Here is a 26989-nt window from a genome sequence, read left to right on the forward strand (position 1 = left end):
GCTGCCCACGGGACGTGGGGAGTGGTGGAGTGAATCAGTACGGACGGATCGCGGAGCAGCACTGGCATGACCACCGTCCCCAGCATGTTGCCGAGCTGACGAACCCTGAAGAGTTCTTCACCGACCTCGGAGTGGATGTCCAGCGTGAGATACAGGAGCGCTGGACGAGCCAGCGCATGGCTGTCTCGGCCGTGGTGGGGGAGACCTACCTGGAGCGCCTGGGTCGTCTCGCCCATTCGAAGTGGGAGATCGAGGGCGAAGTCCTTCGCGAGCTCGTGCTCCTGCCGGCCGACGGTGACCCGGACCCGGACGACGACCCGTTCCTGTCGCCAAAGGAGGTTGACGAGGAACAGTGGCGAGAGTTCCACCTCCTGGAGCTGATCGCGGGTCGGACCCGGGCTGCGGCGTTCAGCGCCGAGGAGAGGGCGCGTCTGCGCGCGGGCGCGGTCCCGCGGTTGCTGGAACTGGCTGGCCTGTCGGATGAGGCCCTGCGTCCCGAGGGGCTGCTGTAATGGCGGCCGAGCAGGGGGCATTTCGTCCCGAGAGCCAGAACGACCTCGCGCCGGCCGCGCCGATGGCCCGTCTGGAAGCGAATCTCGCGGCCCTGCGGCTCCTGCGTGTGCTGCAGGCCGAGGAGCGGGCGGCGACCGACGATGAGTGCCGAGTCCTGGCCCGGTGGTCGTCCTGGGGTGCTCTGCCCAACGTCTTCGACCCGTCCAAGGAGCGCAGCAAGGGCAGCCGGGCCAAGTACGAGGCCGCCCAGGCGGAGCTCACCGGTCTGCTGAGTGAGGCGGAGTACGCGCAGGCCCGGCGCACCACGCTGAACGCCCACTACACGGATGCGGCGTTCGTGAAGATCATCTGGCGGGCGCTGCAGGCCCTGGGCTTCAAGGGCGGCCGTGTGCTGGAGCCCGGCAGCGGGGCCGGCGTGTTCATCGGCATGGCGCCCGAGGGCACGCAGATGACGGGCGTCGAGCTGGACTCGGTGACCGCTGGCATCAGCCAGGCCCTGTACCCGGGCGCACGGATCCGCAACGAGGGCTTCGAGGACACCCGGATCAAGCCGGGGGAGTACGACGCGGCCATCGGCAACGTGCCGTTCCACGCAGCGCGACTGACCGATGCCCGGTACAACCCGGGCAACTTCCCGATGCATGACCACTTCATCATCAAGGCGCTGGAGGCGGTGCGCGTCGGGGGCGTCGCGGCATTCATCACCTCCACGGGCACGATGGACAAGACCTCAAAGGCCGCGCGCGCGGAGATGGCCGAGCTTGCCGACCTCGTGTGCGCGATCCGCCTGCCCAACGGTGCACATGCCGCGGCCGCCGGCACCGACGTCGCCACCGACTTGCTTGTTTTCCGGCGCAAGGCCCCCTCGCACAGCAAGAGGGGTGCCGCTTTCGCCAAGACCGAGACCATCTCCGTCGACAGCAAGCAGATGGACGTCAACGCCTATTTCCTTCAGCACCCGGCGAATGTGCTGGGGACCCTGGAGCCTGGCCGGGCCAGGGGCGACAAGCACCGGCCCGAGGTGGCCTCCAGCGGCGGTGACACAGCGGCCGCTCTGCAACGCGCCCTGTCGAAGGAGATCGCGGCCGCGGTGCAGTCCGGGCTCGTCATGACCGACAACCCGGCCCGCCGCGCGGAGGAGGTGCGGGGGCCGGACGCCTACGAGCTGTTCGGCAAGGACGCCGCGCGGTTCGACGGACGGATCATCGCCCTGCCGAACGGCTCATTCTGGTCTGCTCGCCTTCAGGACAGCGAGCCGCACGCCTGCCCCAAGACCCAGCGCAAGGAACTCGCGGCACTTCTGAAGATCCGCGACGCGGTCTCCGAGCTGCTCGACGCCGAGACCGCTCCCGACGCCGAAGAGAGCTGGCTGGACTTCCTGCGCGGCCAGCTCAACCTGCACTACGACGAGTACGTCGCCAGGTACGGGCCGATCACCCGGTTCACGCGCCGTGAACGCACCCGCAGGCCGACCTGGGATGACCTCCCTGAGGAGCTGTCCGAACAGTTCATGGAGGCCGCCCTCGATGTCACGGGGCGTCTGGGATCCAAGCAGCAGGCCGCCATCGACAACCTCGGCGACGGCGTGCAGACCGACGACGACCTGGACCTGCTGCTGAAGTGGGACCCCGAGAAGGCCCCCCAGTTGCTGCGCGAGCCGCTGGCCGAGCTGCGCAAGATCCACGCCGAACTGAAGGAATCCGGCGCGCTCACAGCCTGGTCACAGGTGCCGGACCCTCAGGGCGGCTTCGCCGACGACCCGCACGCACCCCTCGTCTACGCCCTGGAGGAGTACGACGAGGAGACCGGCACCGCGCGGAAGATGGAGATCTTCACCCAGCGCGTCGCATCCCCTCGCCAGATCCCCGAGCGGGCCGGCACTCCCGGCGAAGCCGCGGCCATCAGCCTCGACCTGCACGGCGTGATCCGCCTCGACGTCGTCGCCCGCCTCCTCGACCTCCAAGGCGACGACCAAGCCCGCTACGCGCTGGGCACGGACGTGTTCGAGGAGCCGCACACCGGGCGCCTGCTCCTGGCCGCCGACTACCTCTCGGGCAACGTCCGCACCAAGCTGGCCCTGGCCAAGGGCGCCGCCGACATCGACACCCGCTTCCAGGTCAACGTCGACGAACTCACCCGCGTGCAGCCCGCCGACATCCCGCCCGAGGAGATCCGGGTCAAGCTCGGAGCCCCCTGGGTCGCGGCCCCCTACGTCCAGGAGTTCCTGCGCGAGACCCTGCGAGACGAGTCGATCAAGGTCGAGCGAGCCGCGGGCTCCACCTGGACGCTCTCCAGCAGCCGCGAGAAGACCGTGATGACCACCAAGGTGTGGGGCACGGAGGAGATGAACGCGGTCCAGCTCGCGACCGCGCTGCTCAATCAGCGCCCCATACGGGTCACCTTCACCCCCCCTGAGGACGCCACGCGCGACGAGAAGGCGCTCCTGCGCGCTCAGGCGATGACTGCGACGACCATCGCCAACAAGCAGGCCGGCCGACTCAACGACGCCTTCCGCGCCTGGCTGTGGAAAGACCCCGAGCGGGCTGAAAGCCTCGCCTCGCTCTACAACAGCCGGTTCAACTCAATCGTCCTTCGCAACTACGACGACGTCCCGGAGATGGCCTTCCCCGGCCTGTCGACGGCCTTCACCCCCCGCCCGCACCAGCGCGCGGCCGTCGCCCGCATCCTGAACGAACCGGCCGCCCTCCTCGCCCACGAGGTCGGGGCCGGCAAGACGCTCGAGATGTCCATGGGCGCCATGGAGCTGCGCCGCCTGGGTCTGGCCCGCAAGCCCGCGATCGTGGTGCCCAACCACATGGCCGAACAGTGGACCCGCGAGTTCCTGCAGGCCTACCCGGGAGCCAAGGTCCTCACTGCTTCCACCAAGGACCTCTCCACCCGGCGTAAGCGGAAACGATTCGCCGCCAAGGCCGCCACCGGCGACTGGGACGCGGTCATCATGACCTACGGCGTGATGCGAGCCATCCCGCTGTCCGCCGGCGAACACCAGACCTACATCGACAAGCAGCTCGCCGAGTTCGACCGCGACCTCTCACGGCGGCGCGCCAAGCTCATCGCCGCGGGCGAGGACCCCGAACAGGACGACACCGTCAAGGCGGTCGAGGGCAAGAAGCTCATCCGCGAGCAGGCACTCAAGCAGCGCATGCGCTCGATCGCCGACTCCGGACTGTCCTGGGAGCAGCTCGGAATCGACTACCTGTTCGTCGACGAGATCCACAACTTCAAGAACCTGTACAACCCCAGCAACAACGCAGGCCTGTCGATCGCCGGGTCGATCCGGGCGACCGACCTGCACATGAAGCTCGAATACATGCGGCGCACCTACGGCGCCCGCGTGATCACCGGCGCCTCGGCCACCCCCGTGGTCAACTCCATCGCCGAGGCGTACGTGTGGATGAAGCTGCTGCGCCCCGACATCCTCGAAGACGAAGGCCTGGAATCCTTCGACGACTGGGTCGCCAACCACGCCGAAGTCGACACCCGGATCGAGATCGCGCCCGAGGGCGGCCTGCAGACCAAGTCACGATTCGCCCGGTTCACCAACATGCCGGAGCTACTGACGGCCTGGTGGGTGCCCGCCGACGTCAAGACGGCCGAAGACCTGGGACTCCCCACCCCCGAGGTGGTCGGCGGCGGGCCGCAGATGGTGAACTGCCCGCCCACCAGCGTGCACGCCGAGATCGCCGAGGAAGCCAAGCGGCGCGCCTCGGCCATCCGGACGCGCGCGGTCGACCCCAGCGAAGACAACATGCTCAAGCTCGCCTCCTGGATGAGGCAGGGCGCTCTCGACCCGCGCCTGATCGGCTACACGCTCGAACCCGACGAGCAGACCAAGATCTCCATCGCGGCGAAAAAGATCGCGGCCCTCTACCACCAGCACAAGAACGACATCTACCAGGGCCCCAAGGACGCGGTGCCCGACGGGCTGCCGGGCAGCCTCCAGCTGGTCTTCGCCGACCTCGGAACGCCCTCCAAGGAGGCCCTGCGGCAGGGCAAGTGGACCGTCTACGACGGGCTGTTCATGGAGCTCACCGCCCTCGGCGTGCCCACCGACGGCATCCGCTTCATGCAGGAGGCCAAGAGCGACCGCGAGAAGGCAGCCCTCTTCCGCGACTGCCGCAACGGCAAGGTCTCGGTGCTCATCGGCAGCACCGAGACCATGGGAACCGGCACCAACGTGCAGCGGCGCGCCATCGCCGTGCACCACCTGGACTGCCCGTGGCGCCCGGTCGACCTGCACCAGCGCAACGGCCGCGTCGTACGGCAGAAGAACCTCAACTACGACATGGGCCGGCCCGTCCACGTCTACAACTACGTCACCGAGAACAGCTTCGACGCCTACGTGTGGCAGCTCGTGCTGGGCAAGGCGAAGTTCATCCAGCAGCTGATGAGCGGCAAGATCACCGACCGCACCATCGAAGACATCGCCATGGACGACCTCGACTACATGCTCGAAGCCGTCAGCATGGGAGCTGGTGACTCGCGCCTGATGGCGATCGGAACGCTCACCAACGAAATCCTGAGCATGGAGGCCGACAAGCACGCCCACAACTCCGCCCAGCAGGGCCTGAAGTACACCATCCGCACCGAGACCCTGCGCGCGGAACAGCTCCAGACCAAGATCGAACTCCTCACGGGCATCGTCGGCGGCGCCACCACGCCCGGCACACGGCGCTCCACCCGCGACACCGCGTTCCACATCACCGTGGACGGACGCTCCTACACCAAGCGCAAGGAAGCGGCCTCCGCCCTGGCCTACGCGCTGACCGGCGCCGTCGACGAACTGAAAGGCAAACCCGGCCATCTGCCGGTCGAAGTCGGCGTCCTCGGCGGCGTCCCCATCTTCGCCCGGCTCGACTTCCTCGACCTGCGCCTCAACTTCGGCGCCGGCCAGGACGTCGTCGTCGACATCAAGAAGCTGCGCAACGAGCCCGGATCGGTCTCCGGCACTCTCCAGTCCCTCGAGTACCGTCTCGCACACCTCGAAGACGACCTGACCGTGGCCAAGAGCGAGCGCGCCCACGCCCTCAGCGAGATCGAGAACGCCGAAGCGCACCTCGGCGGGGACTTCCACGACAACGACAACCTGGCCAAGGCACAGGCCGAGCTGGCCGAGCTGATGGCGGAACTGGAGACAGAGGCGGCCCCCGCCAGGTCCAGCCCGGAGGGAGCCGTCCCCAGCTACGCCACGGCCGGAGCGGAGGACGTGGTCGTGTCCGCCGGATCCGGTGGGGGAGGAGGCCGATCGTCCCGTCGCTCGCGCCGCAGCACCGCCGCAGGCAGAGGGGCCGATGGCGCATCGAACGGCGCCGGCGGCGAGCAGGAGGAGCCGGAGGCGTTCACCCACTACACCGACCGGCTCGGCACTCTCATCGCTGAGCGCCTCCTCGCCGAAGCCTTGGCAGCCGTCGTGCAGAGTCACCCCGGCCTCGCCACCGCGCCCGGCGGCCGCAAGCTCGCCAGGGCGGTCGAACGCCTGGATGAGGAAAGCCGCGAGATGCGCCACCAGCGCCTGGAAGGCCGCGCGCTGACCCCGGTCGCCTCGATCGTGGCACCTCACCTGTGGCGCCAGACCATCGCCGAGGCGACAGACGCGCTTGGCCGCAACCCCGCCACAACCGACCTCAAGCGCCTGGACCGGCTCGCAGCCCTCCACGAGCAACGCTGGACCGCCACCCTCTCCGACCCTGCGGCACTGGCGAACTGGAAGGACTCCAACGAGCCCGATCCCGACCCGGGCGGCGCAGAGGACGGACGTGAGTATGTCCGCCTCGACGACCTCTCCCTAGACGGCAAGTACCTGCTGAACAACGAGCCACTGGCTGCCCACGCCCTCCTGCGCCACCTCATGGACACCAGCCCGGCCGTCCTGACCGTCAATAGCCAGGGCCGCCACCTGGGCGCCCGCCTGCGCGACGGCAGCCGCTGGGAAGCGGTCTCCAATAACGCCCGCTCCACCGGCCTCGCCCGCCGCCCTGCTGCCCCCGCAGCCGACACCACCACCCCGCAGAGCGATACCCCGGCCGCCACAGCCCCCGAGCTGCAAAAGGAGGTCCACGACATGCAGGGCGACCCCGCCCAGAGCGCCGGGGAACAGCCCGCAGCCCCGGACAGTGCTCCCGACACCGCAAGGCCCGTGCCAGCACCCGCACTGCCTTTCCCTCACCAGCGAGCGTGGGCCTACGCCTTCCGTCAAGTGGAAGGCGCCTCGATCACCCTGATTGCTGCCTCCCGCAAGATCTGGGACCTGTACACCGTCCCCGCTGCCCTCAACCGCCTGCGCGACAGCGTGCACGCCGCGGTCGCCGCCCAGGAAGACCGGGGCTTCTACGACGCAGAAGCATCGCTGACCAACTCCTTGGCCGAGGCCGAACGGCTCCTCAAGTCCCTCAAGGGCCGCGACCGCACGGTCATGCAGGAACCGCTTCGCGTCTTCAGCGACTTGGCGAAGGACTTCCTGGCCCGCCACCGCGCCACCCTGGAGCGCTGGGAAGCGGAAGACGGTGTCGCGCGCAACATCGACGCCGAGTCCCGGGCCCAGACTGAGAAGTACATCCAGGAGTGGGCGGCCGCCAACCAGCAGATCATTGCGGCGCTGCGCCGCGGCGACGAAGAGACCTTCCGTGCGCTGGTCAACGCGGCCACCGCCGAAGAGACTGCCGCCACAGAGACCACCCGGCAAACCAGTGACCCCGACCCCATCTCTGCGTCCGGGCCGGAGCCGGTCGTCGCACCCCAGCCCGCCCGGGGCACCCCCCGCCGGCCGGAAGACGTACAGGCCTACCCGCGGCCGGAGGAGAGCTGGGAGTTCGGCGACGCCCGGGCCCAGCCGTTCGGCGCTACCGCATTCGACACAGCCAACGCCTCTGCTGGCAGGCTCGACCAGAGCTACGTGCAGTGGACGCAGGAGTACGGCAAGGACACGACTAAAGACCTTCAGCCTGCCCTGTCCACGTTCCACGCCGCATGGGCCGCAGCAAAGGCGGTCCCCGCAGAAGACTGGGCCGGCCAGCTCATGGCCTACACCCGAGCCGAGCGGGCCACCCTTCGGCTCGCCGCGCAGGACGTCGACGGCTACCGAGCAGCACCACGCCTTCGCCACCTGGCCCGGACCGCTGCCACGCACATCGAGCGGCTCGCTCTCACCGCGCCTGATCTTCCACAGACGTGGGTCGAATCCCTGGCGGCCGGATGGTCGCGCTTCCACGCTCCGCAAGAGATCACCGAGGCTCTCGAGGCGATGGAGCGCGCCGCGGGCCGCACGCACAACACCGACGGCACGGCGAAAGCCGATCCACTGCTGAACTCTGCTCTTCTCGCCACCGCCCGTATCCCGCAGACCGCGGCCGCGCACCTGATGGTCATGCACAACCTGGCCCAAGCTGGCCAGCCGAAGTCCGGCACGCTCGCCACCTACGTCGGCCGCCTCGCCGCGACCCTGCAAGCCGACCCCGAGCTGGCCGAGACCGCATGCACGGCCGGCCCCCGGCCCGTACCGGTTCCCTACCGCGACCTTCCCCCGGCGCCGCCGTTCGCGACGCCCATCGCAGAGCAGGACAACAAGGCCCTCCAGACGGCACACGAGTCGGTCGCCGACTGGGCGAAGCGAGTCGCCGCAGCCGCGCGCCCGCACAGGTCCGCCGCGGAGCGACAGCTCGCCCAGCTGGCCCAGACCATCCACCGCCTTCCCCGGCCGTCGACAGAGCGGATAGATGCCGCATGGCCACACCTGCTGGCGGCCACAGCGGACCTGGCCCGGCAGGTGCGCAAGGAGTGGGACGACGAAGGGTGGAGCCCCAGCGCCCGGCAGGACCTCCCCGCACTGGGCACCTCGGCCATGCGCCTGGCCCGGCGGCTGCACACCCACCTGATCGAGTCCGGCGGCCGGCTCGACGACGAACTGGCCACGCTGACAGCCGAAGCCCTCGCCGACCGGCAGCTGCTGGCGGCCGTAGGCACCCCCGCTTCCCCACTCACCGCGTACGCTAGCGTGCCGTTCGCCCCGGCCATGGTCGACTGGGTACGCGAGCGCGCAGGGGCGATGTCGCCGCTGCTGCGGCACACGCTGGCCGCAGACACCACCGGAAACGGCTGGGTCGGCGCCTTTGGACGCCTTACGCACACTGTCACCGAACAGGCCACCGGCCTCACCCCCGCCCGCCACGGGGGCCGGTTGCCTCTGCCGACCTTGTGGGAGGAGCACGCCGCCGAGGTCGACGAGCTCCTTGACCACGCGGCGGCCGACGAACGACTCACGGGCTGGCTGGTCGACAACACCCCCGATGAGATCCGCGAAACCATCCGGGAACGCGTGGACGAGCTCGCCTTCCGGATAGTGGAGGACCGTACCGAATCCCCCTTCTCCGAGGCCTACTTCAACGGCCCCTCCGACACCCTTGACGTCCTCGTCGCCCACGTCACCGCACAGACCGCGCAAGCGGCGCGGCTGGCGATACTCCCCGAGCCGGAAACGCTGTACGTAGTCCGGCGCGGTGTCGAACCGGTCGTATGCCGCGGAGCAGACCTCGCACAGGTGCTGGGAGAGGGTCACACCCTGCGGCTTTCGGCGAACCGACTCGACGGCTGGACCATCGGGACCCCTCAGCGCAAGCGTGGCGGCACGGTCGGGGGCCTCGCAGACCAGGACCAGGCGCTCCGATTTACGGCCGCAGCCGGCCACCTCGCCCCCGACGCCGCGCGCGCCCTTCTCCACGACAACCCGCACGACTGGCCCGGTCTTCTCCAGCTCGACGAACCGCTGCAGGCCGCCCTCATCGACCACGCCGCCACCGCGCTGGCCGGCGCAGGCAACCAGGCCGCGGCCGCGCCGAGTGCCACCCAGGCGGTTGCGGTCGGCACGCCGGATGCGGGGGAGTGGCTGGTGGACCTTCCCGCCCCCACCCCGTACACCCCCGGAACGGTGGAAGCCACCGACGCCGCGGCGATTCTGGTGGCCGACGTCCAGGGCTGGCTCGGCCAGAACGGTCCCATGGCCCGCAGCATCGACGCCTGGTCGGGCAATTCTGCCTCAGAAGCCTGGGCCGCAGCCGCCGCTACCGCTCCCGGCGCACAGGACCAGGACGGCTGGCAGCACTGGCTGACGATGGCCAGCGCCCATCTTCACCTTGAAGAGCTCCACCGGCAGTGGAGTGCCTCTCCCCTTACGCGCCCCGAACCGGAACGGATCGCCGAACTGCGCGTCCTGCTGCGACGCAGCGACAACTACCTCGCCCGGTTCGCCCAGCGCCCCATGGCAGGCTCCGCTCCGGTCGCACAAGGAGCCGAAGACAGGCCTGCTGCGCCATACGGGAGCGTCAAGGAAGCCGTGCAGGAGGACGCGCGGGTCAAGCAGTGGTGGCAGGAGCTGGTCGCCGACCGAGTCGGCCCGGTATCCATCGCCTTCGACCACAACGCCTCCCCCTACCCGCGGATCCATGCCCTCCTGAGTGACCGGTGGCACGATGGCGACCCCGCACGCTACCTGGCCGCCCTCACCCACGCATCGCAGATGGCGATGACCAGGGCCGCAATCCGGGAAGAGACCGACCCCGCCATCGCCCAGACCCGCATCCCGGACTGGTACACCGTCGCGCACGGTCTGACCCACCACGCCCAGCGATGGGCAGCAACCCTCGCCACGACCCCCGAGACCACCCAGGAAGCAGCGCGGCACCTCCAGGCCCTCCGTCTCAACGCGGACACCATCGAACCGGGAATACCGCCCACCAGCTTCAAGGACATGGCCCCGGCATACACCCGCTTCCTCGACCGTGCCCGAGAGCTGGCCTCGACCGACCTGCTCCGGTCCGAGGAACGCAGCAGTGAACGCCTCCTGCACCACCTGCTCACTCTGATCACCGGCGAGTACACCGAGCCGCTGGACCGGCCCGGGCTTCCCGCGCTCCTGAACCACATCAGCCGCCTCGCGGGCGAGGTCGCCGCAGAACAAGCCGACGAGGCGCGCAACCACCCGCAGCTGGAAAACCTGCGCACGCTCGGCGTCTTTGCGGCCAGTCGTGCCCGCACCCTCCAGAGCGCCCTCGACCAGGCCCACCCCGACGTCGAGCGCGAGCTCGCGGCACTGACCGAGCTGGCCCTGGCCGACCCGGCGCTGATGAGCACCGTGCACTACACCTCCTCCGAGGCCGGCGTCCTGCCCTACGCACCGTCCCTGTGGCTGTGGCTGCAGGACCGCGAGGACACCATGTCCCCACGGCTGAAGCGCGTGCTTGAGGGCAACGTCACCCCGGTCGCACTGGTGGGCGTGTTCGGCACCCTGTGGGAGCGCCTGCTGGAAGCCGCCCCTTCCACCGGCCACACCCCCGAACCACTGCCGGACGCGGGCACCCCTGTACCCGGTGCCTGGGCCCAGTGGCCGGACGAGATCGCAGCGCTGGCCGATGCGGCCAGCAGCGACATCGACCTGAGGCTGCGCCTTGCCCCCGGACGGCCCGAGAACCAGGACGAGATCGTTGCCCTCTGGACCGAGCATCACGCCGAGCGGCACGCCCAGGACTCCTGGCCTGCCACGATGCTCGCGCAGTACTTCGACGAGAACGCCGCCCCTAGCGACACGCTGCACACCTACCTGCGCACCGAACTGGTCGCGCGCCTGGCCGCCGCCCAGCCGTCCGCACCGCCGGATGTCCCTGTCGAGGCCGCCCTCCCCGCGGCTACCATACGAGCCTGGCACCTGGCTAATCCGCAGGGCATGGGGGAGGGCGAGGACCCCTACCCCGACCAGGCCGCAGCCCGCGACGGCGCACTGAAGCTCGTCGCGGCCCTAGGGAACTGGACCCGTGCCTGGGGCGGGGACCAGTACCGGGCCGAGAAGTCGATCAAGGAGATCGCCGACCGGGCAGCGGCCGCGCTGTGGGCCGACGCCCTCACCGGACCGATAGGCACGCACCCCGATGCAGCCCGGTTGACCGTGCAAATTGCCGACCTTGCCAGCGAGTTCCTCGTCCAGATGGAGGACGACTCGCGCAACCACCCTGCCGCCTACCAGCTGGCCGATGCCGCCTACGACCACGCCGCCCACATGCACGCCACGACCGTGGCCCTGGCGGACGGCATGTGGCCGACGGGTGGTGCCACCGTCGAACAGCAGCAGGCACTTGAGCTCGCGCAGACCATCGGCCGCCGCATGCCCGCCTCCCAGCTGCTGCGCCGAGCCGGCGCCGACCCCCGGGACGCGACCGCGACCTACACGGCCGCCGAGGTCTACGCGCTCGCTCTGCGGCCCGGCGCCTCCGCGCCGGACGAGGAGCGTGGCGCGCTCCGCCTCGCTGTCGGTGACGAGCATCTGATCCTGGAGCCGGTCGGCGGGAGTGAGCAGGCCGCGGTCTCGGGTCGGCGCAGCATGCCCAAGGTGACACTTCAGGAACTCGGCGACGCTGTTGAGGCCATCAGCGGGCCCATCACCACCGAAAAGGAGGCACAGGCGCTCGAACAGGCGCTGGAAGCACTCCGCACAGGCACCCTGGCCCATCTCGGCCGCCACTTCACCGACCCGCAGCAATTCCAGGCGATCCAGGACCGGCTCGCAGGTATCCGCAGCGTGGAGGGATGGGCGGAGCAGGCCTCGCACGCCGAACGCCTGGCCGACACCGCCCGCGTGGTGCGCCGCGAGTTGGAGGACACGCTCGGCCGGCCCAGCACCCGCCACGCCGCCGTTCCCGCACACCACGCACTGACGCTGCTCGCGGGTGCCGCCGACGCCATCAGCGAGAAGCTGCTCCCGAACGTTCCCCTGGCGCGGGCCGGCATGCAGTATTCCGGTGAAGCGTTCCTTCGTGATCAGCGGCAGATCAGCGCGCTCGCCTACCTGGCGCAGCACCTCACCGCAGATGCTGAGCCGGTCGAGGAGACCCGCCTGCTGGCAGAGGCACTGCGGATCCGCGACGAGCACTATGCGGTCGGTGATTTCGCCGGTGAGCTGAACCGCCACCGCCTCCTCGCTGTCGCAGCCCAAGGTCTCGCCGACGCTGCCGACGGCAGCCGAGCCGAGTGGGCGCAGGCCCTGCACGATGCCGTCGGGCACCACACCGGCCAGCTCGCACGCCACCTGGCCTGGACGACGACCGACGGGGCAACCCGTCCGGCCCGCGTCCCCCAGAAGCCCGCGCCCGAGCGGTCTATCCCCGCGACCCAGACGCAGGCATCTGACGTGCAGCGTGATCTCCTCGGCCTGGTCCGTCAGGTGGTCCTTGAGTCCGACAACCCCTACCGGGTCGGTCTGGCCCCCGTTGTTTTGGCCGCCCTGCTCGACGCCGAGACACGCAACGTCGTCTACGGCGACTACGCCACACTCCGGGCCTTCGCCGATGAGGCAGCCGACTATGCGGACTCCCGCCGCCGCAATCGCGACGCCGGAAGCGCAGAGATCTCAGCGGCAGTCCACATGGCCCGTAGTCACGCGGACAACCTCGCCCAGCTCGCCCAGACGTCCAACATCTTCGCGCCCGCTGGCTCGGATGATGGACAGGAGAAGGCCGTCACAATGCGCGCGGCCACGCCGTCTGCGACCAGCGACGGTCCGGCCGGACAGGACTTCGCAGGGCCGGGCGAAGCCCAGGGCCCGGGCGACGGTGCCGGTGTGCCCGCAGTCGGCGGGAATGGTGGGCGTGACCAGACGCCGCCCCCGGCACCGGGAGGCAACGACGAGCCCGAGCAGTCCCAGGAAGGCCCTGCGCAGGCCTTCACCCAGCGACGCCAGATCCGTGAGCCGCGACGCGCGCTCAGCGAGGCGGTCCGCCGCCTGACCCAGACGGCCTACTTCGGGCAGCGCTCCGGCAGTCCGGGCGCCGAGGCCGAGGTGCGGGCGGCTCTCGCCGCCTACTCCCGGGGGTCTCTGGAACAGCCTCTCGCCTTCCACGATGCGGTCGAGGAGCTCACCGCAGCACTGCATGCGCTCCGCGGTGCCTGGCCGCTCCAGGACGTGCCGAAGGACGCCACTCAGGCCCTGTCCACGGCGATCGGTGCGTCAACTGAACTCCGAGACCGCTGGCTTGCCACCGCTGCGTCCGCAGCCTGGGATGACCTCTTCGAGGACATCCCCCGCCCCGCGCTCAACCCCCGGCGACAGGATATTTCCCAGAGCGCCCCTGTGGCCGAGACCCTTGCGGCGGGACTGCCCGGGATGCGCCTGACCGAGCTGCACGCCGTCATCCAGGAGAGCGTCGACGCCTGGGGGACGGACGGACAGCCGAATCCCGCCTCCAGCCCGCTCACCGCGGTGGTCCGCCTCATGGACGATCCCGCGACGTGGCAGGCCTGGCAGGGCGAACTCGTCGCGTCCGGGCGGGGCCAGTGGCTCGGCGGACCGCGCCGCGCCGAAGCCCTTCGTGACGTGGAGCGGATCGACCCGGCGCCCGAGGGAATCCAGATCAGCACGACCGGGACCGCCCAGCGGCCCGCGATGAAGGCTGTGCTCCGCTGGTCGGAGGTGCCCGCATGGATCGCCCTCGGCCTCACGGACGGCCGTCGCGAGGAGCTGCTCGCTGCGACGACGGCCCTGGAGGGCACCGCGCCCGGCACCCCTGAACACCGCGAAGCCCAGGAGCGCCTGGACCGTGCCTCCCGCGCGGTGTGGGAAGCCATGAAGGCCGGCGGCACCCCCAGCGCCACGGCACTCGCCACCGCATGGAACCGCTACACGGCCACGCCGGCGCAGGAATCGGACTCACTGTTCGACCTGCCCGCCTCGGAACCCGAAGGCGGCGCCTTCCTCGACGCTCCGCAGTGGACCCGCTCCACCAACGGCGTCATCACAGCGGCCTGGGACCTCATCACCCACCCGCACTGGCCCGCTACCGGAGAGGCCCAGGCCCTCATCGAGGCCTTCGCCGCATTCCGCTCCGCCGTCACCCCGCACGACACCGTCTACTCGAGCCTCCTGCTCAAGCAAGCCGGCGAAGCTGCAGGCCTCGCCGGAGCACTCGCTTTCCAACTCCAGCCTGCCATTGCAGCTTTCACGCAGGCGGCGGCCCGGCATGCGGACCGGATGGCCGCCACCGCATGGGGCGAGCAGTGGGCCCGTGTGTTCCCCAGCTCCATCGCACTCTGGCGTGAGGACCCGTTCCTGCTGCCGCGCCTGGGCTACCCCGACCCCCGGGGACTGTCCCCGGCAGCCCAGTCTCCTGAGCCGCTCGGCGAGTCCGAGGCGCGCGGCTTCGAGCCCGTCACGACTGACGACGGCCAGCCCGCATACAGCGTGGACGCGGCGCCAGGATTCCGGCTCACGGCCGAACCCGCGATCTGGCACGGCCCCGCCTATACCCTGCGGGCGCCCGATGACCAGGTCATCGCCACTCTCGTCGAAGAGGGCGGCGGCTGGCACACGGTGATGGGCGACACCCTGCCCGGCCAATCGGCCGACCAAGTGACCGTCCTGCCCACACAGCGCCGCGGCTACGGCAACCTCCAGGCGGCCGTGCTCAATGCCCTACGCGTATGGACCCTGGATGGCGGTCGGCCCCACCCCTGGCCTGCCACCTACCTCGACCGCGTCAGCCTCTTGCAGGCCTTCGCCGATCTGCGGGAATTCCCCGACGCGCTGCGCGCAGCGGGCCGCCGCGCCTGGCCCCTGTCCTTCGAGCACCAGCCCGCTCTGGCGCGCGTGCTGGATGGACTGGAACAGCTCAATACCGGTGACCGGAACAACCTGGACGGCACCCGGACCCAGGACCGGGCCAACGTTCTTGAGCGGCTCCTGCCCGACCTGGTGGCCCTGCGCCAGCACCTCGATCAGTCGGGTCAGTCCTCGTCCGACCTTCACGCGCTGGTCACCGTGCTGGCCGGGCACGCCTACGAGATGCCCTCCCGGCTTCGCGCGACGGCCGCCACGGCCCCGGCCCAGCGGACCGCTCCTGCACCGGCCGTCCCTGCCCCACAGGAAGGAGCGGTCGCTGAGGAGGCGCAGCCGAGCCTGACTCCCTCCGACGATGGTGAGGCCCCGATTGCGGAGGGCGCCGAGTGGGCGCCGGAGTTCTCGGTGCCCCCTACGGTCACCCAGCTGTGGAACACCGCCAAGGCCCGTGGGTGGACCATGACCCGCAAGACCCAGGGCACCGGGTACGGCCAGAACCTCGTCGTGGAGGTAGAGGCAGAAACCAGGCGCGGCCGGTGGGCCTTCACTCTGCGTTGGAGCATCCGCAGGGGTCGGTTCTCCGCAGACAAGATGCGCTCTCAGGCCCTGTGGGCGGACGGCCGCGCAGGTAAGCGCGGCGGGACGGTCCACCCCACCATCACAGAAGTACTGAACGTCATGAATCAGTACCCCGCCGTCGCCGAGGTCAGCGAGCCCGCCGCGGTAGCCGCAGGCACCGATACCGCTCCCGGCACGGCTGAGCAGGTGCTGGCGGATACGGCGCCGCTTGCGGCGGGGGAATTCGACGAAGCCGCGCAGCAGGCAGCACAGAGCACCGAAGGTGCCGTTCTGGATGCCGGCGAGCCGGCAGCCTCAGAGCAGGCCCCGCAGGACGCCACGGAAATCCCGGGGATGCCCGGCTACTGGTGGCTGATGGATCGGCCCCGGGAGTACGACCCCTACTCCGACATGGCTCGCGATGACTCTCAGCGCATCACCGTGGGCCTGGGCGCAGATGTCATCGGCTACGGCAACAGCCCCTTCCGGGACAAGGTCAACTGGACGATCTCCGTCGGCGGGAACCACCAGCCGGGAGGCAGGACGGCGTCAGGCAGCGCCGCGCTCATCGCCGAACGCCACCAGGCCCTCCAGGAGGCAACACAGCAGATCGGTCCCCGACCGGCCGAGCAGGTCTGGATCTGGCACGAGACCACCGCCGGCGGCCGCACCCACGTCTACGGCGTCCAGGACTCAGACAGCGACGTCCTGGCTGAGCTGCGCGCCCACAACTTCAAGAAGGCTCCCTCTCACGGCGCCTACGTCCAAACCAGCAACGTCTCGCCCGAGCAGCGCGAGTACCAGACGGGCCAGTTCGTCCGCGGCATGCTCCGGTACAACCGCAGCATCGCAGTCCACCTCACGCGGGAGGGCGAGGGACCGGCCGACACCACCCTGCCCGAACTCGATCTGGCGCAGCGCCAAGACCTCGACAAGCTCACCCGCACGCCGGGGGGCCGAGAGTGGAGCCCTGTCGAGTTCAAGATCGGCGACGAGGTTCTTCTCGCGGGAAACGTCGCCTGGTGGCAGCCGGTCACCGAGCTTCACACCACCGAACTGACCACCGCTCTCCACACCAAGCCGTACGGCGCGATCCTCGCTCTGCGGCGCGGCCAGGACATGATCACAGCTGCCGATCCGGTCGGTGAGATCACCACGGCCAGGCCCGGCACGAGCGGCATCGCGAACGCACCCACCGACATCCTCGACGCCCAAGCCGCCCTGCTGGACCTCCCCCTCGCAGACGAGGCGCACCGCCAGTTCGTGGAAGCGCGCAGGGCGCAGATCAACGAGGCCCGTGAGCGACGCGCGGGCAAGCTCGTGGAGAAGGAGAGGCTGCGGCTTTCCCTCCAGGCACTTCACACCGACCCCGTCGAGCTCAAGCGGCTCGGAGGGAAGCTGCTGTCCAACGAGTGGGGTGAACCGCTCGGAGCGCTCTTCAACAACGACAAGCGGACCGACCCCATCGAGGTGAAGCCGAAGAACCGCAAGTGGTTCGTCGTCGACTTGGACGGCCACATCATCGTGGCCAGGGAGACCAAGTCAGGGGCGGAAGGCGCCGCCATCCGCTCCGAAGACCGCCTTCACGAGATCGCGCCCGCTGGCTGGCGGCGCGGCGCGTGGGCGCAGATCAGGCCAGGCTCCAGCATCCGCGTGCCTAATGCGCAGGGGAGAGCTCTGACCGCTGAGACGTGGTCGCCTGCATTCACCGTGACGGAAGTGGCACGGCTCGCCGACGGCTCCATGGTCATCGACGGCACCCGCGGCGGGACCACAGTCACCTACCGGCTGACCGCTGGCATGACCGCAGCCGGCCCGCTGCGTGAAGCCGTCGGCCCTCTGGCACTGCCTCCGGAAGCCATCGTCACCCGGGCGGCCCGCCCCGCACTCCTCGAGGCTCTGGAGCGACTCCACACCAATGTGTCGATCCCCATGATGGGGCACAGCACTCTGTGGTCCGCGATCAAGGAGGTAAGGGCAGCCAGCGAAGCGATCCGCAGCCGCCCCACACCCCTGAAGACGCTGCGCGAACAGGTCACCAGCGCACGGAAGGCCTTGCTGGCCCTTGCCGAAACGGCCGAGCGAGACGGCCTCGACGAGGTCGCCAGCCGAGCCCGCGCATCTGCCGACATCACGGGCCACTGGTCTCAGCAGCTCACGGACGTGAGCGCTGCGGCGGCACGACTGACTGCAGCCACGGCGATCTCGCCCGAGGTATCCGGCAGCCGGGAACTCGACAGCGAGGCTGCTCCGACACCGGACTCAGCAGTCATCACCCCGGCGTCCGACGACCCGCAGGGGGCGACTGCTCGCCCGTGGACGCAGATGGCCCCCGAGGTCTCCGACACCGGCGCCACCCCTGCCACACAGGAGCCGGCAACCCAGACGCCCGTCGAGATGGCGATCGACGCCCAAGAGCCCACCGGCAACGACACCCCGCCTGCGGAAGCGCCGGCTGGGCTTTCCGACTACGATGCCCTCCTGCTGGGCGGACGTGCCCGCGCCGAGGAACTGGCCGCCCGGGCGGTACTCGCCGAGCAGAAGGCCGATGGGCAGGCCACTACGCCGGTCCTCCTGAACGGTGAGTGGGTCGGAGCCGTCACGGCTCACCCGGACGGCAGTTACATCGCCACGGGCATCGACGGTTCCCCCCTCCGTGAGCCGTTCGAGTCCAAGGCCGGCGCTACAGCGGCCGTCGTCGAGGACTTCGACAGCCGCACCGCCAGCCGCGAAGAGCAGACAGGGCCCATCCTGCAGGAACGCGAGCAACAAGAGCTCACGTCGCCGGCAGACCTGCCTGCGGATGCTCAGCCGTTGCCCGACCGGCCCGGCTACCACCAGGTCACCGGCCACGAGCACACCGTGGTGTACGGACCGGACGGCGCGGTGGTGGGACGGGTCGAGAACCGTACCTTCAACCGCGGCAAGCACCAGACCACCTACAACGACCAGCCCGTCACCGGACGCGATACCGTGGCCCGCTCCGCGGATCACCTCGCCGACATGCACGCCACGCTCCACGGACCGATCGGGGACTTCGCACACCGAAAGGTGTGGATCGAGCACCACCCCGAGCACACACGGGTGTGGGGAGTCGGTTACGAAGACCGATTCCTGGTCTTCGCCTTGGAGGTCGCTGGCGGACCCCGGGGCTTCAACCGGCAGAGCATGTCACCCGACACCCGATCGGGCCTGTACTGCCACACGATGCCGTCCAACCTAAGGTTCGAGACCCGGACGCAGCGAGTGGAGGCCCTGCGGGCTCTGACCGCCGCCGGGGGCCGCGAACTTCCTGTCTTCGAGAGCCGTGCTGCGCGTGACGAGGCTTCAGGGGGCGAGAGCCAGGCTCCGGCGGCCGTTCCGGTCAACGCGGCGCTGCGGTTCACGGGGATCCCCCAGGTCGAATCTGGCGAGCCTTTCGCGCACACCAGGGAAGTGCTGGGACTGCTGGGCGAGCTCCGCAGCGAGTACAACCGCGGCCTGCGCTACAGCCCTGCGTGGCAGACCATGCTGTCGGCGGCTCCCGACGGGCGCGCTGATGCTCAGCGCCTCAATGCTGCCCTGAAGGCGGTCCGCGACGAGGGCCTGTTCGCCGTCAAGCAGCCCATGGCCGTGGCGCTGGCCCTTGAGCTTGCTCGGGCCGCGACAGCAATCCAGGAGCGGCTTCTCGCTGAAGGCGATGGGACTCTGCACGGCAGGGTTGCGCAGATCGGACGGCTGGCGACACAGCTTGCCGAGCGGACTGTCGCGACAGTAGAGCTCCCTGAAACATGGCAGACCGTCTTCCAGACGACTGTGGCGGACGACAGCCCGCTGAGCGACTACCAGCGGGTCCGGGCCATCGCCAAGCTCCATTGGTGGACGGTGACCGGCTCGGGCTTCAAGACCATTGAAGGGACCCATACTGCGCTGGGGTTCACGAACCTGCAGCGGATCATGCTTAACGAGCTGCCCGAGACTGTTGACAGCCTCGAAGAGGCGTGGCAGCGCCTGGACACCCTCCTGGCTGCGGTGCAGTCGCTCAGCCAGGCACTTTCCAGCCTGCCTGCCCATTCTCACCCGGACGTTGAGGCCGCCCTGCGCGCGATGTCGGGCCAGGCACGCCTGGCCCTCGACAAGATCCGCATGACCAGCCCTACCACCCAAACGGCCAAGCCGAGCACCGCCAACACGGCCGCGGAACAGCCGGTGACACCGACACCGAAGCAGGAGCCGGGACGCGGTCCCGACGACGACGTTCAGGACGCCGGAGCCGACACCCAGGGCCGGCCTCGCACCTACGAGAGGGTTTCCCGCGACGACGGCTGGGAGGTCTTCCTCGTCCAGGCGTCCGGCGCCACCGTGCTGTGCCGTCTCCACCGTGAGGGCACTGGCTTCATCGCCAGCGCCGCTGATGCAGCGGGTAGGGGGAGCACCTGGCAGGAAGCCGTCAAGGCCTACGAAGAGGCAGCACAGGAGGCAGGCGAGCGCCGGACCGGTGAGCCCGCGACACCCGCCATCTCCGCTGCGTCCGAGTCGGCAGGTACCGCGCAGCGCGAGGACGGCATTCGGTCGCCTGGGGTTGTTTTGCCTGACGCGGCGGAGGGCGCGCCTTCGGACGACGAGTGGGGTGCCATCGACACTGCCGCCCGCGCGCAGGAGGCATTCGCACCCACCAGCCAGCAGGAGCTCATCTACGAGGCCACGGCTGGCCGAGGCCTTGATGTGGCTGTTCAAGCCCGCGCAGGCACGGGCAAGACCACAACTTTGAAGGGCATCGCCCGGCGCATGCCGGGCAAGCGAATCGTTTACCTCGCGTTCGGCCGGGCTGTAGCCGATGAGGCCAAACAGGCCAAGGCCAAGGGCGAATTCCCGCGCAACGTCGAGCCGATGACCGCCAATGCCATGGCCATGCGCGCGGTCGGCGACCCGTTCAAGCACCGCATGCCCAACGACGAGAAGGACAACCGCTACAAGCGGCAGCCGCCCACCGAGATTGCCAACCTCTTCGGGATCCCGGACCTCAAGGTCGGCAAGGGCCGACTGCGTCGCGAACAGGGCGCCTACCGGGCGCGCGGCCTCGTCGACGCCTGGTGCCTGTCGAACGACGCCGAGATGGGTCCGGAGCACGTCGACCTCGCGGACTGGATGGTCGAGGAGGGATGGACCCAGAAGCAGCTTTTCGGTGTGCTCAAGCCGTGGGCCGAGCAGATGTGGGCCGACATCACCAACCCGACGGGCCGCCTCACCTACTCGCACGACTACATCGTCAAGCAGTGGGCCCTCGCGGGCTACGCCATCGATGCCGACGTGATCTTCTTCGACGAGGCGCAGGACATCAACCCCGTGATGGACGGGGTTGTGCGGGCCGCCTCCGCCTCCGGGGTCCAGACCATCGTGGTCGGCGACTCCGCCCAGGCCATCTACGGCTTCCGCGGCGCCGAGGACTCCCTCCAGAACTTCCCCGTCGATGTCACCCTGCCTCTGACCGAGTCCCACCGATTCGGCCCCGCAGTCGCCGACATCGCCAACCGGTTCCTGCACCTTGCCGGTGAGCGCCCCGACCTTGTCGGCACCGATCGACAGGCCTCTCGCCTCGATAAACTGCAAGTCGCAGATGCCGTCCTGGTGCGTACGAACGCTGACGTGGTGGCGGAGACACTCGCTGCACTGGACGCGGGGAAACGCGTCGCCGTCATCGGCGGGCTGGACGACATCGCCAAGATCGTCAGGGCCGCCCGGGATCTCCAGGAGGGCAAGAAGACCTTCCACCAAGACCTTGCCGGATTCACCACCTGGGACGAAGCCGTCACCTTCGTGGAGGAGCACAAGAAGGCCGCGGGCAGCTTCCGCACCCTCGTCCGCCTGATCGACGATGACGAGACCGGCAAGCTCGACCGTCTCATCGCAGCGGCAGGCCTGCTCTCCCAGCGCATCCAGATCACCAGGGAAGAGGGGAGCCTCTACCTCTACGGCACCGACTTCGAAGACCACGAGCTGCGCGAGTGGCTCAAGGACCGGCGCCGCAATGGCATCGGGAAGTTCACCTACGACAAGCCCAACACCCGCTGGCGCTTCGATCCGTCCTGGCGCAGTCACCGAGGGGTCGACCTCGACGACGTCGAGACTGCTGTCCGCGCCTTCATCGACGACATGGACGCCGACCTCCAGGCGGACTACAGCGACAAGCCCGGAGAGATCGTCGGTCAGCACGCGTCGCCGGACGTGGTCATCGCCACGGCGCACAAGAGCAAGGGCCTGCAGTGGCAGTCCGTACGGATCGCCGGCGACTGGCGGACCCCCGAGTACGTAGACGGCCGCATCGACCCGGAGACCATTCCCGAGCCGGAAGAACTCCGCCTTCAGTACGTCACCGTCACCCGCGCCCAAGAGGTCCTCGATGCCGGACCCCTGAGCTACATCTTCGACGCGGTCCCCGACGAGGAACTCGCCAGCGCGCTGCCGCCGGGACACTCTCTGGTACCCGCGCCACGCCCCGCCGCCGTCGCACCATCTGCCCCTGCAACAGATGCCGTTGTCGAGACCCCTGCGAGCCCGGATACACCACCGGCCCAGGAAACCTTCAAGGTACTCAAGGCCATGGAAGCCAAGGCGCTCTCCAGCCCCGACGACACATTCTGGTGGGGCGGCCGCGCTGCGGGCCGCGAAAAGGCGCTCAAGAAGCCCATCCGAGTACGTCTCACCATCGGCGCGCGGGGCGTCGTCGACGTCAAGAACGCGGTGACCGGCGAGCACGTCAGCACCCTCCGCACGGGAACCCCGTTCTTCGCGGCCCCCATTGCTCACCAGACCGCCCCTGCAGTAACTCCCTCACCGGGCACTCCAAGGCCGCAGTCGACGCAGCCCGCTTCCACGAGCACGCCGGCCGAGACCGCCGCCAGCCCAGCCTTCCAGGTCCGTAACCAGGCCACCAGTGCAGGCCGACGATGGGCCGTGATCGATACAGCCACACGCGAAGTGGTGTGGGTCCGTCAGGGAGCTACGCCCAGCGAATGCCTCTACGACACCAAGGCAGACGCCGAGCACATGCTCGAAGCTCTGGATCTCGCTCCTGACCTGCGAACCGAAGCACCCGTCAGCCCGGAACCGGAGAGCGAAGTCAGTCGCGCGGGCGACGTGCTGCCTCCCACCCTCGGCCGAGTGATCGCCAAGGTGTCTCACGACACCAGCCTGTGGGTGAAGGTCGAAATCCCCACGGAAGCCGGAACCACGCGGGTGGTCACGCTGTGGAACCCGGCCGGAGCCAGCCTGGTACAGGTGGGGCAGAGCGTGTACGCCTCCGGCACCCTCGGCGAGCCGGGCGTTTTCCGCGGACGAGTCGAAACACCCGTCGAAGGCGGGGCCGTCGAAGAGGAAGAGGCAGCCCACGACCGTCTGCACCGGGCGGCAGCCGCCCCCGAAGGCTGGATGCCAGCGGATCCGGCCGTCTTCTCCGAAGTGCTGCACACCGGCGACCGCGTCCGCGTCGTCGACGCGCACCACCCCGCGCACGCCCTGGGAGATGCGGACGAGTACGAGCTGGAGCTCCTCTACAGCACCGTCACCATCCTGAGCACCGCTGGGGAGGAGTACACCGCCACCACGGACGACGGCCGGGCCGTCACCTTCACTCTCGACGATGTCGTTGCCGTACCCACCGCCGGTGCACCGGCCCCCATCTCTGAGCAGCAGGCAGGCGGCGTAGTCCAGAGCCAAGACGTCAGCGCTGCCCTTCTTGCCCAACTCCGCAAGCTTCCCTACGCCCAGCGGTCGAACCGGTGGAACCCCGAGGAGCTCCAGCCGAACTCGGACCGCCGGGTTGAAGTCCTGCTGCGGACCGGCGAGTGGACCCAGGTCGCAGCGTGCGACCGGCACAACCTTCGTGACAGCCGCGGCCGATTCCACGGTCTCGAAGAGGTCATGGCCTGGCGCGACGGCACCCAGATGGTCACCCTCATCGATCAACCGATGACGCCGGCTGCAGAGCCGCAAGCTCCGGTGTCGCGCACGGCGCAGCAGCCGGCACCCCGGCCGCCGCTCATCTCCCGGCCCGTCCAGAGCATGCTCGCTGAGGAACTGGAAGAGCGAGCCAAGGCCCTCGATGACTGGATCACCGCACACACTCAGAGCGGTGACAGCGGTCTGAGCGTCCGAGCCATTCAGCAGCGCGATCACATGCAGGCTGAACTCGCCCAGCGCCGTAACCAGGAAGCTGATGCGGCCAAGACAGGCGACTGGGACGGGTTCAGCGACGAACTCGCCGACCTCGACCTTGAGCCGGTCGACCTCTTCGGCAGCATTCAAGAGGTACGGCGTAACGGCACGCTGCTGGGTACGGTGACCGTCGACGACAGCGGCTACCGATTCCAGGCCACCGGCGCCCGTGCCGCCGATAGCAGCCTCTACAACAGCCCTGAGGGCGCCGCTGCAGCCCTCGCCCGGTACGTCGACACCCCGTTGTCGAAGTCCGCCTCATCACCGGCTCAGCCCGCGCGCAAGCGCAGGAAAGCGCCTGCCGGGCCCGCCCCACGGTTCCTCGTCACTGCGGAAGACGGCCCGGACGCCAGCCCCAATATGCTGTTGAAGGCACACCTGCGCAGCCGGCGGGTGGACCCAGCCGACCCGGACCAACTCGGCCAGCGCAAGCTGACCGAGTTCTGCCACCGGCACGGCGCCGAGCACGCGGGCACCCACCTCAGCAAGGGCGGACGGCTCGCCATCCTCACGATCAGCGCCGATAACTACGAACTGCGGACGCCCGATCGTCTCACCAAGGTCTTCGGACCATGGGGTGACAAGATCCCCAGCCGGGAACGAGCCAATGCGATCGCAGCAGCGCTCGAGAGCATCCGTGACGAGCAGGGCCGGATCTTCCCCTGGGACGCCCCCCACGTCATCCCGCGCGGCATGCACTTCCGCGATCAAGACGGAAATGACATGGTCAACGCCATCCGCCGGGCGCTCGTGCAGCACGGCCTGGACGAGCCCGACGGACGCTACGCACGGGCCTACGAGAAGCAGACAGGTAAGCGTCTGGAAGCCCCTGAGCCTGCGGCCGCCGAAGCCGAGCCGGAGCTCATCGAGCGCGACCCGGCCGCGCCCGACGATGACCTCTTCGACATCACCACCGTCAAGAGGCTCGGCGAGATCACGGGGCCCGACGGCACCTTCTGGTGGAAGGGAGAGGTGAGCAACCCGCGGCAGGGCACCGGACCGCGCACCAACCTGCTCCCCCTCACTGCCCCGCGGCGGGTGCGAGTTGCAGAGTCCGATAGTGAGAAGGGCGCCGAGCGCGGCTGGTTCAAGGTGCTGGACGCCGACACCGGGGAGCACTTCGACAACATTCGCTCCACAAGCTATGTTCTGGTCGCCGCACCTACGGACTTGTCCGATGGGGACGATGAGGACAGTCGTCGCAGCGCTGGGCAGCGGTTCAGCAGCGTAGGCCAGGTGCGAACCCACTTCGTGGGACCGGCCACGATCAAGGGCATCAGCGGGCACCGCCGCAACGAGCTGCGACGCCTGGCCAAGGCCCGGGAACTCGTTGAGCTCACCGATGATGGCCAGTTCGCCATCCGCCGTATTGGCGAGACGTACGAGGTCATTCCGGTCGGCAGCGGCCTCGACTTCGACGGAATGCTGCCCGACCTCTACCTCACCACCAGCGTCCGCAACACGCTTGAGGTCACCCCTCAGCCGCTGGGTAGCCTGCCGTCCCTGGGAGAAGCCCACGCGTTCGCCGCCAGGGTCGTGAAGCTGACGGACACGGCAGGCCAGCGGATCGACTGGAGCGGCCCGGCCCTCGCCCTTCGACTCAGCCCTGCCGGCATCGTCCATATGAATCACCAGCTCCTGCGTGAGCGAGCCCTGTTCGATCGCGAGAACGGCAGAGACGATTCGCCGAGCGACGCGATGTGGAAGCTCTTCGAGCCCCGGCCTGAGGGGGCACCCGAACCGGAAGACGGCTACCGATGGGCTGACCAGATGGCCGAAGGGGATTGGGCCTGGCTGTCCATCAACGACGACCGCAAGCCCCGGGAGATCATCTCGACCATCCCGAGCGAGCTCGGGACCGTCATCCTTACTCTTGACGACGGCAGCACCTGGCACTTCCCGCAGAACCTGCCCGTCGAGCATCCCGGCGACGCCATCGTGCTGGACCCCACCGGGGTGCCCATCGGCCTCAGCCTGGACAGGGCTTGGGTCTCCGACGGCGACATCATCGAATTCGACATCGACGCCGACCTTCGTCCCTCCTCGTCCGGAGCCGTGGACGTCGGTCCCCCAGCCGGGCTCACGCGTGTACGAGGCCGGGCCAAGGTGACCCATCAGCACCCCCACGGAGGTGGCGAGAGGACTTACCTCCTGGACGCAACGCTCGTCACGGGCGACGACGTTCGGCCGGCTCCCGTGGACATCGTGACGGCTGCCTTCGAACTGCCTCCCACTGTCCGTCGGCTCTCCGTGCGCGCCCCGCTGGCACCGCAGCCCGCAAGTGCGGCGATTCCCGTGGCCAGGCCCATTCTTCGCCCGCACCTCGAGCCCGAAGCGCCTACGGCCGCCGATCTTCAGGACCCCACTCAGGAGACCGGCGTCCCTGAGCCCTACGGGCTGGCCGAGGGGGAGGCGCTGCGGCAGAGCCTGATCGACCTCATCGATGATCCTGAAGCGCCCATCACGCCTATCGAGCACACCGTCCTCGATGGCACACCCCTCTACGTCCGCGTCACCAACAGCTCCACGAGCGGACGGGTTCTGCAGTTCGGCTTCGATCCCGCAGCCCCGCGGGCCGCTGCGCAGTTCACCCGCGACGATCTGGGTGGAGCGACCGCGCGGCAGGTTCTGCACGCCATCCTGACGCGCAGGCCCCAGGAACCGAGGCCGGAGCCGGGGCCGATTCAGACGGAACAGATCCGGGAGGACTTCCTGCGCCTCCTCGACAATCCGGCCGCCCCCATCGAGCCCACTCTGCACGGAACGCTGAACGGGGTTCTGCCGGTCTACGTGGCCGTCACTCCCGATCCTCAGCACCACGGGGTACTGCGCTTCGGCTTCGACCCCAGCGGACCGGCGGTAGCCCAGTTCACACGAACTGAACTGCAGGGCGTCTCGAACGACAAGATCATCGCGGGCATCGAGCGGTACGGAGAGGTACATGTGGCCAACGCTCTGCAGGCCAGCAGAGTCCTGAGCCAGTTGAAGGCCGGGGCCAAGGCACGCCAGGCACGCCGTCCTGAAGGGCCGTTCATTCAACGGGACGGACAGGAGACACGGGAGCACATGCGGCAGTCGGCGAGCGCGCAGTCCATGCGCTGACGGAGTCCGTAC

Annotated in this window: 2 protein-coding genes; both read left to right on the forward strand. The window is 69.3% G+C overall.

Annotation, left to right across the window (positions count from 1 at the left end; genetic code table 11):
- Positions 1-29 precede the first annotated feature (29 nt).
- On the forward strand, positions 30-512 hold the full coding sequence (locus ACFYNX_RS26615; RefSeq protein WP_388664795.1) for a hypothetical protein: 483 nt from the start codon (positions 30-32) through the stop codon (positions 510-512).
- On the forward strand, positions 512-26977 hold the full coding sequence (locus tag ACFYNX_RS26620; RefSeq protein ID WP_388664797.1) for a UvrD-helicase domain-containing protein: 26466 nt from the start codon (positions 512-514) through the stop codon (positions 26975-26977). The genes ACFYNX_RS26615 and ACFYNX_RS26620 overlap by 1 nt, the downstream gene beginning before the upstream one ends.
- The last annotated feature ends 12 nt before the right edge of the window (positions 26978-26989 follow it).

Source organism: Streptomyces sp. NPDC007872, from assembly GCF_042868165.1.
Taxonomy (GTDB): Bacteria; Actinomycetota; Actinomycetes; order Streptomycetales; family Streptomycetaceae; genus Streptomyces.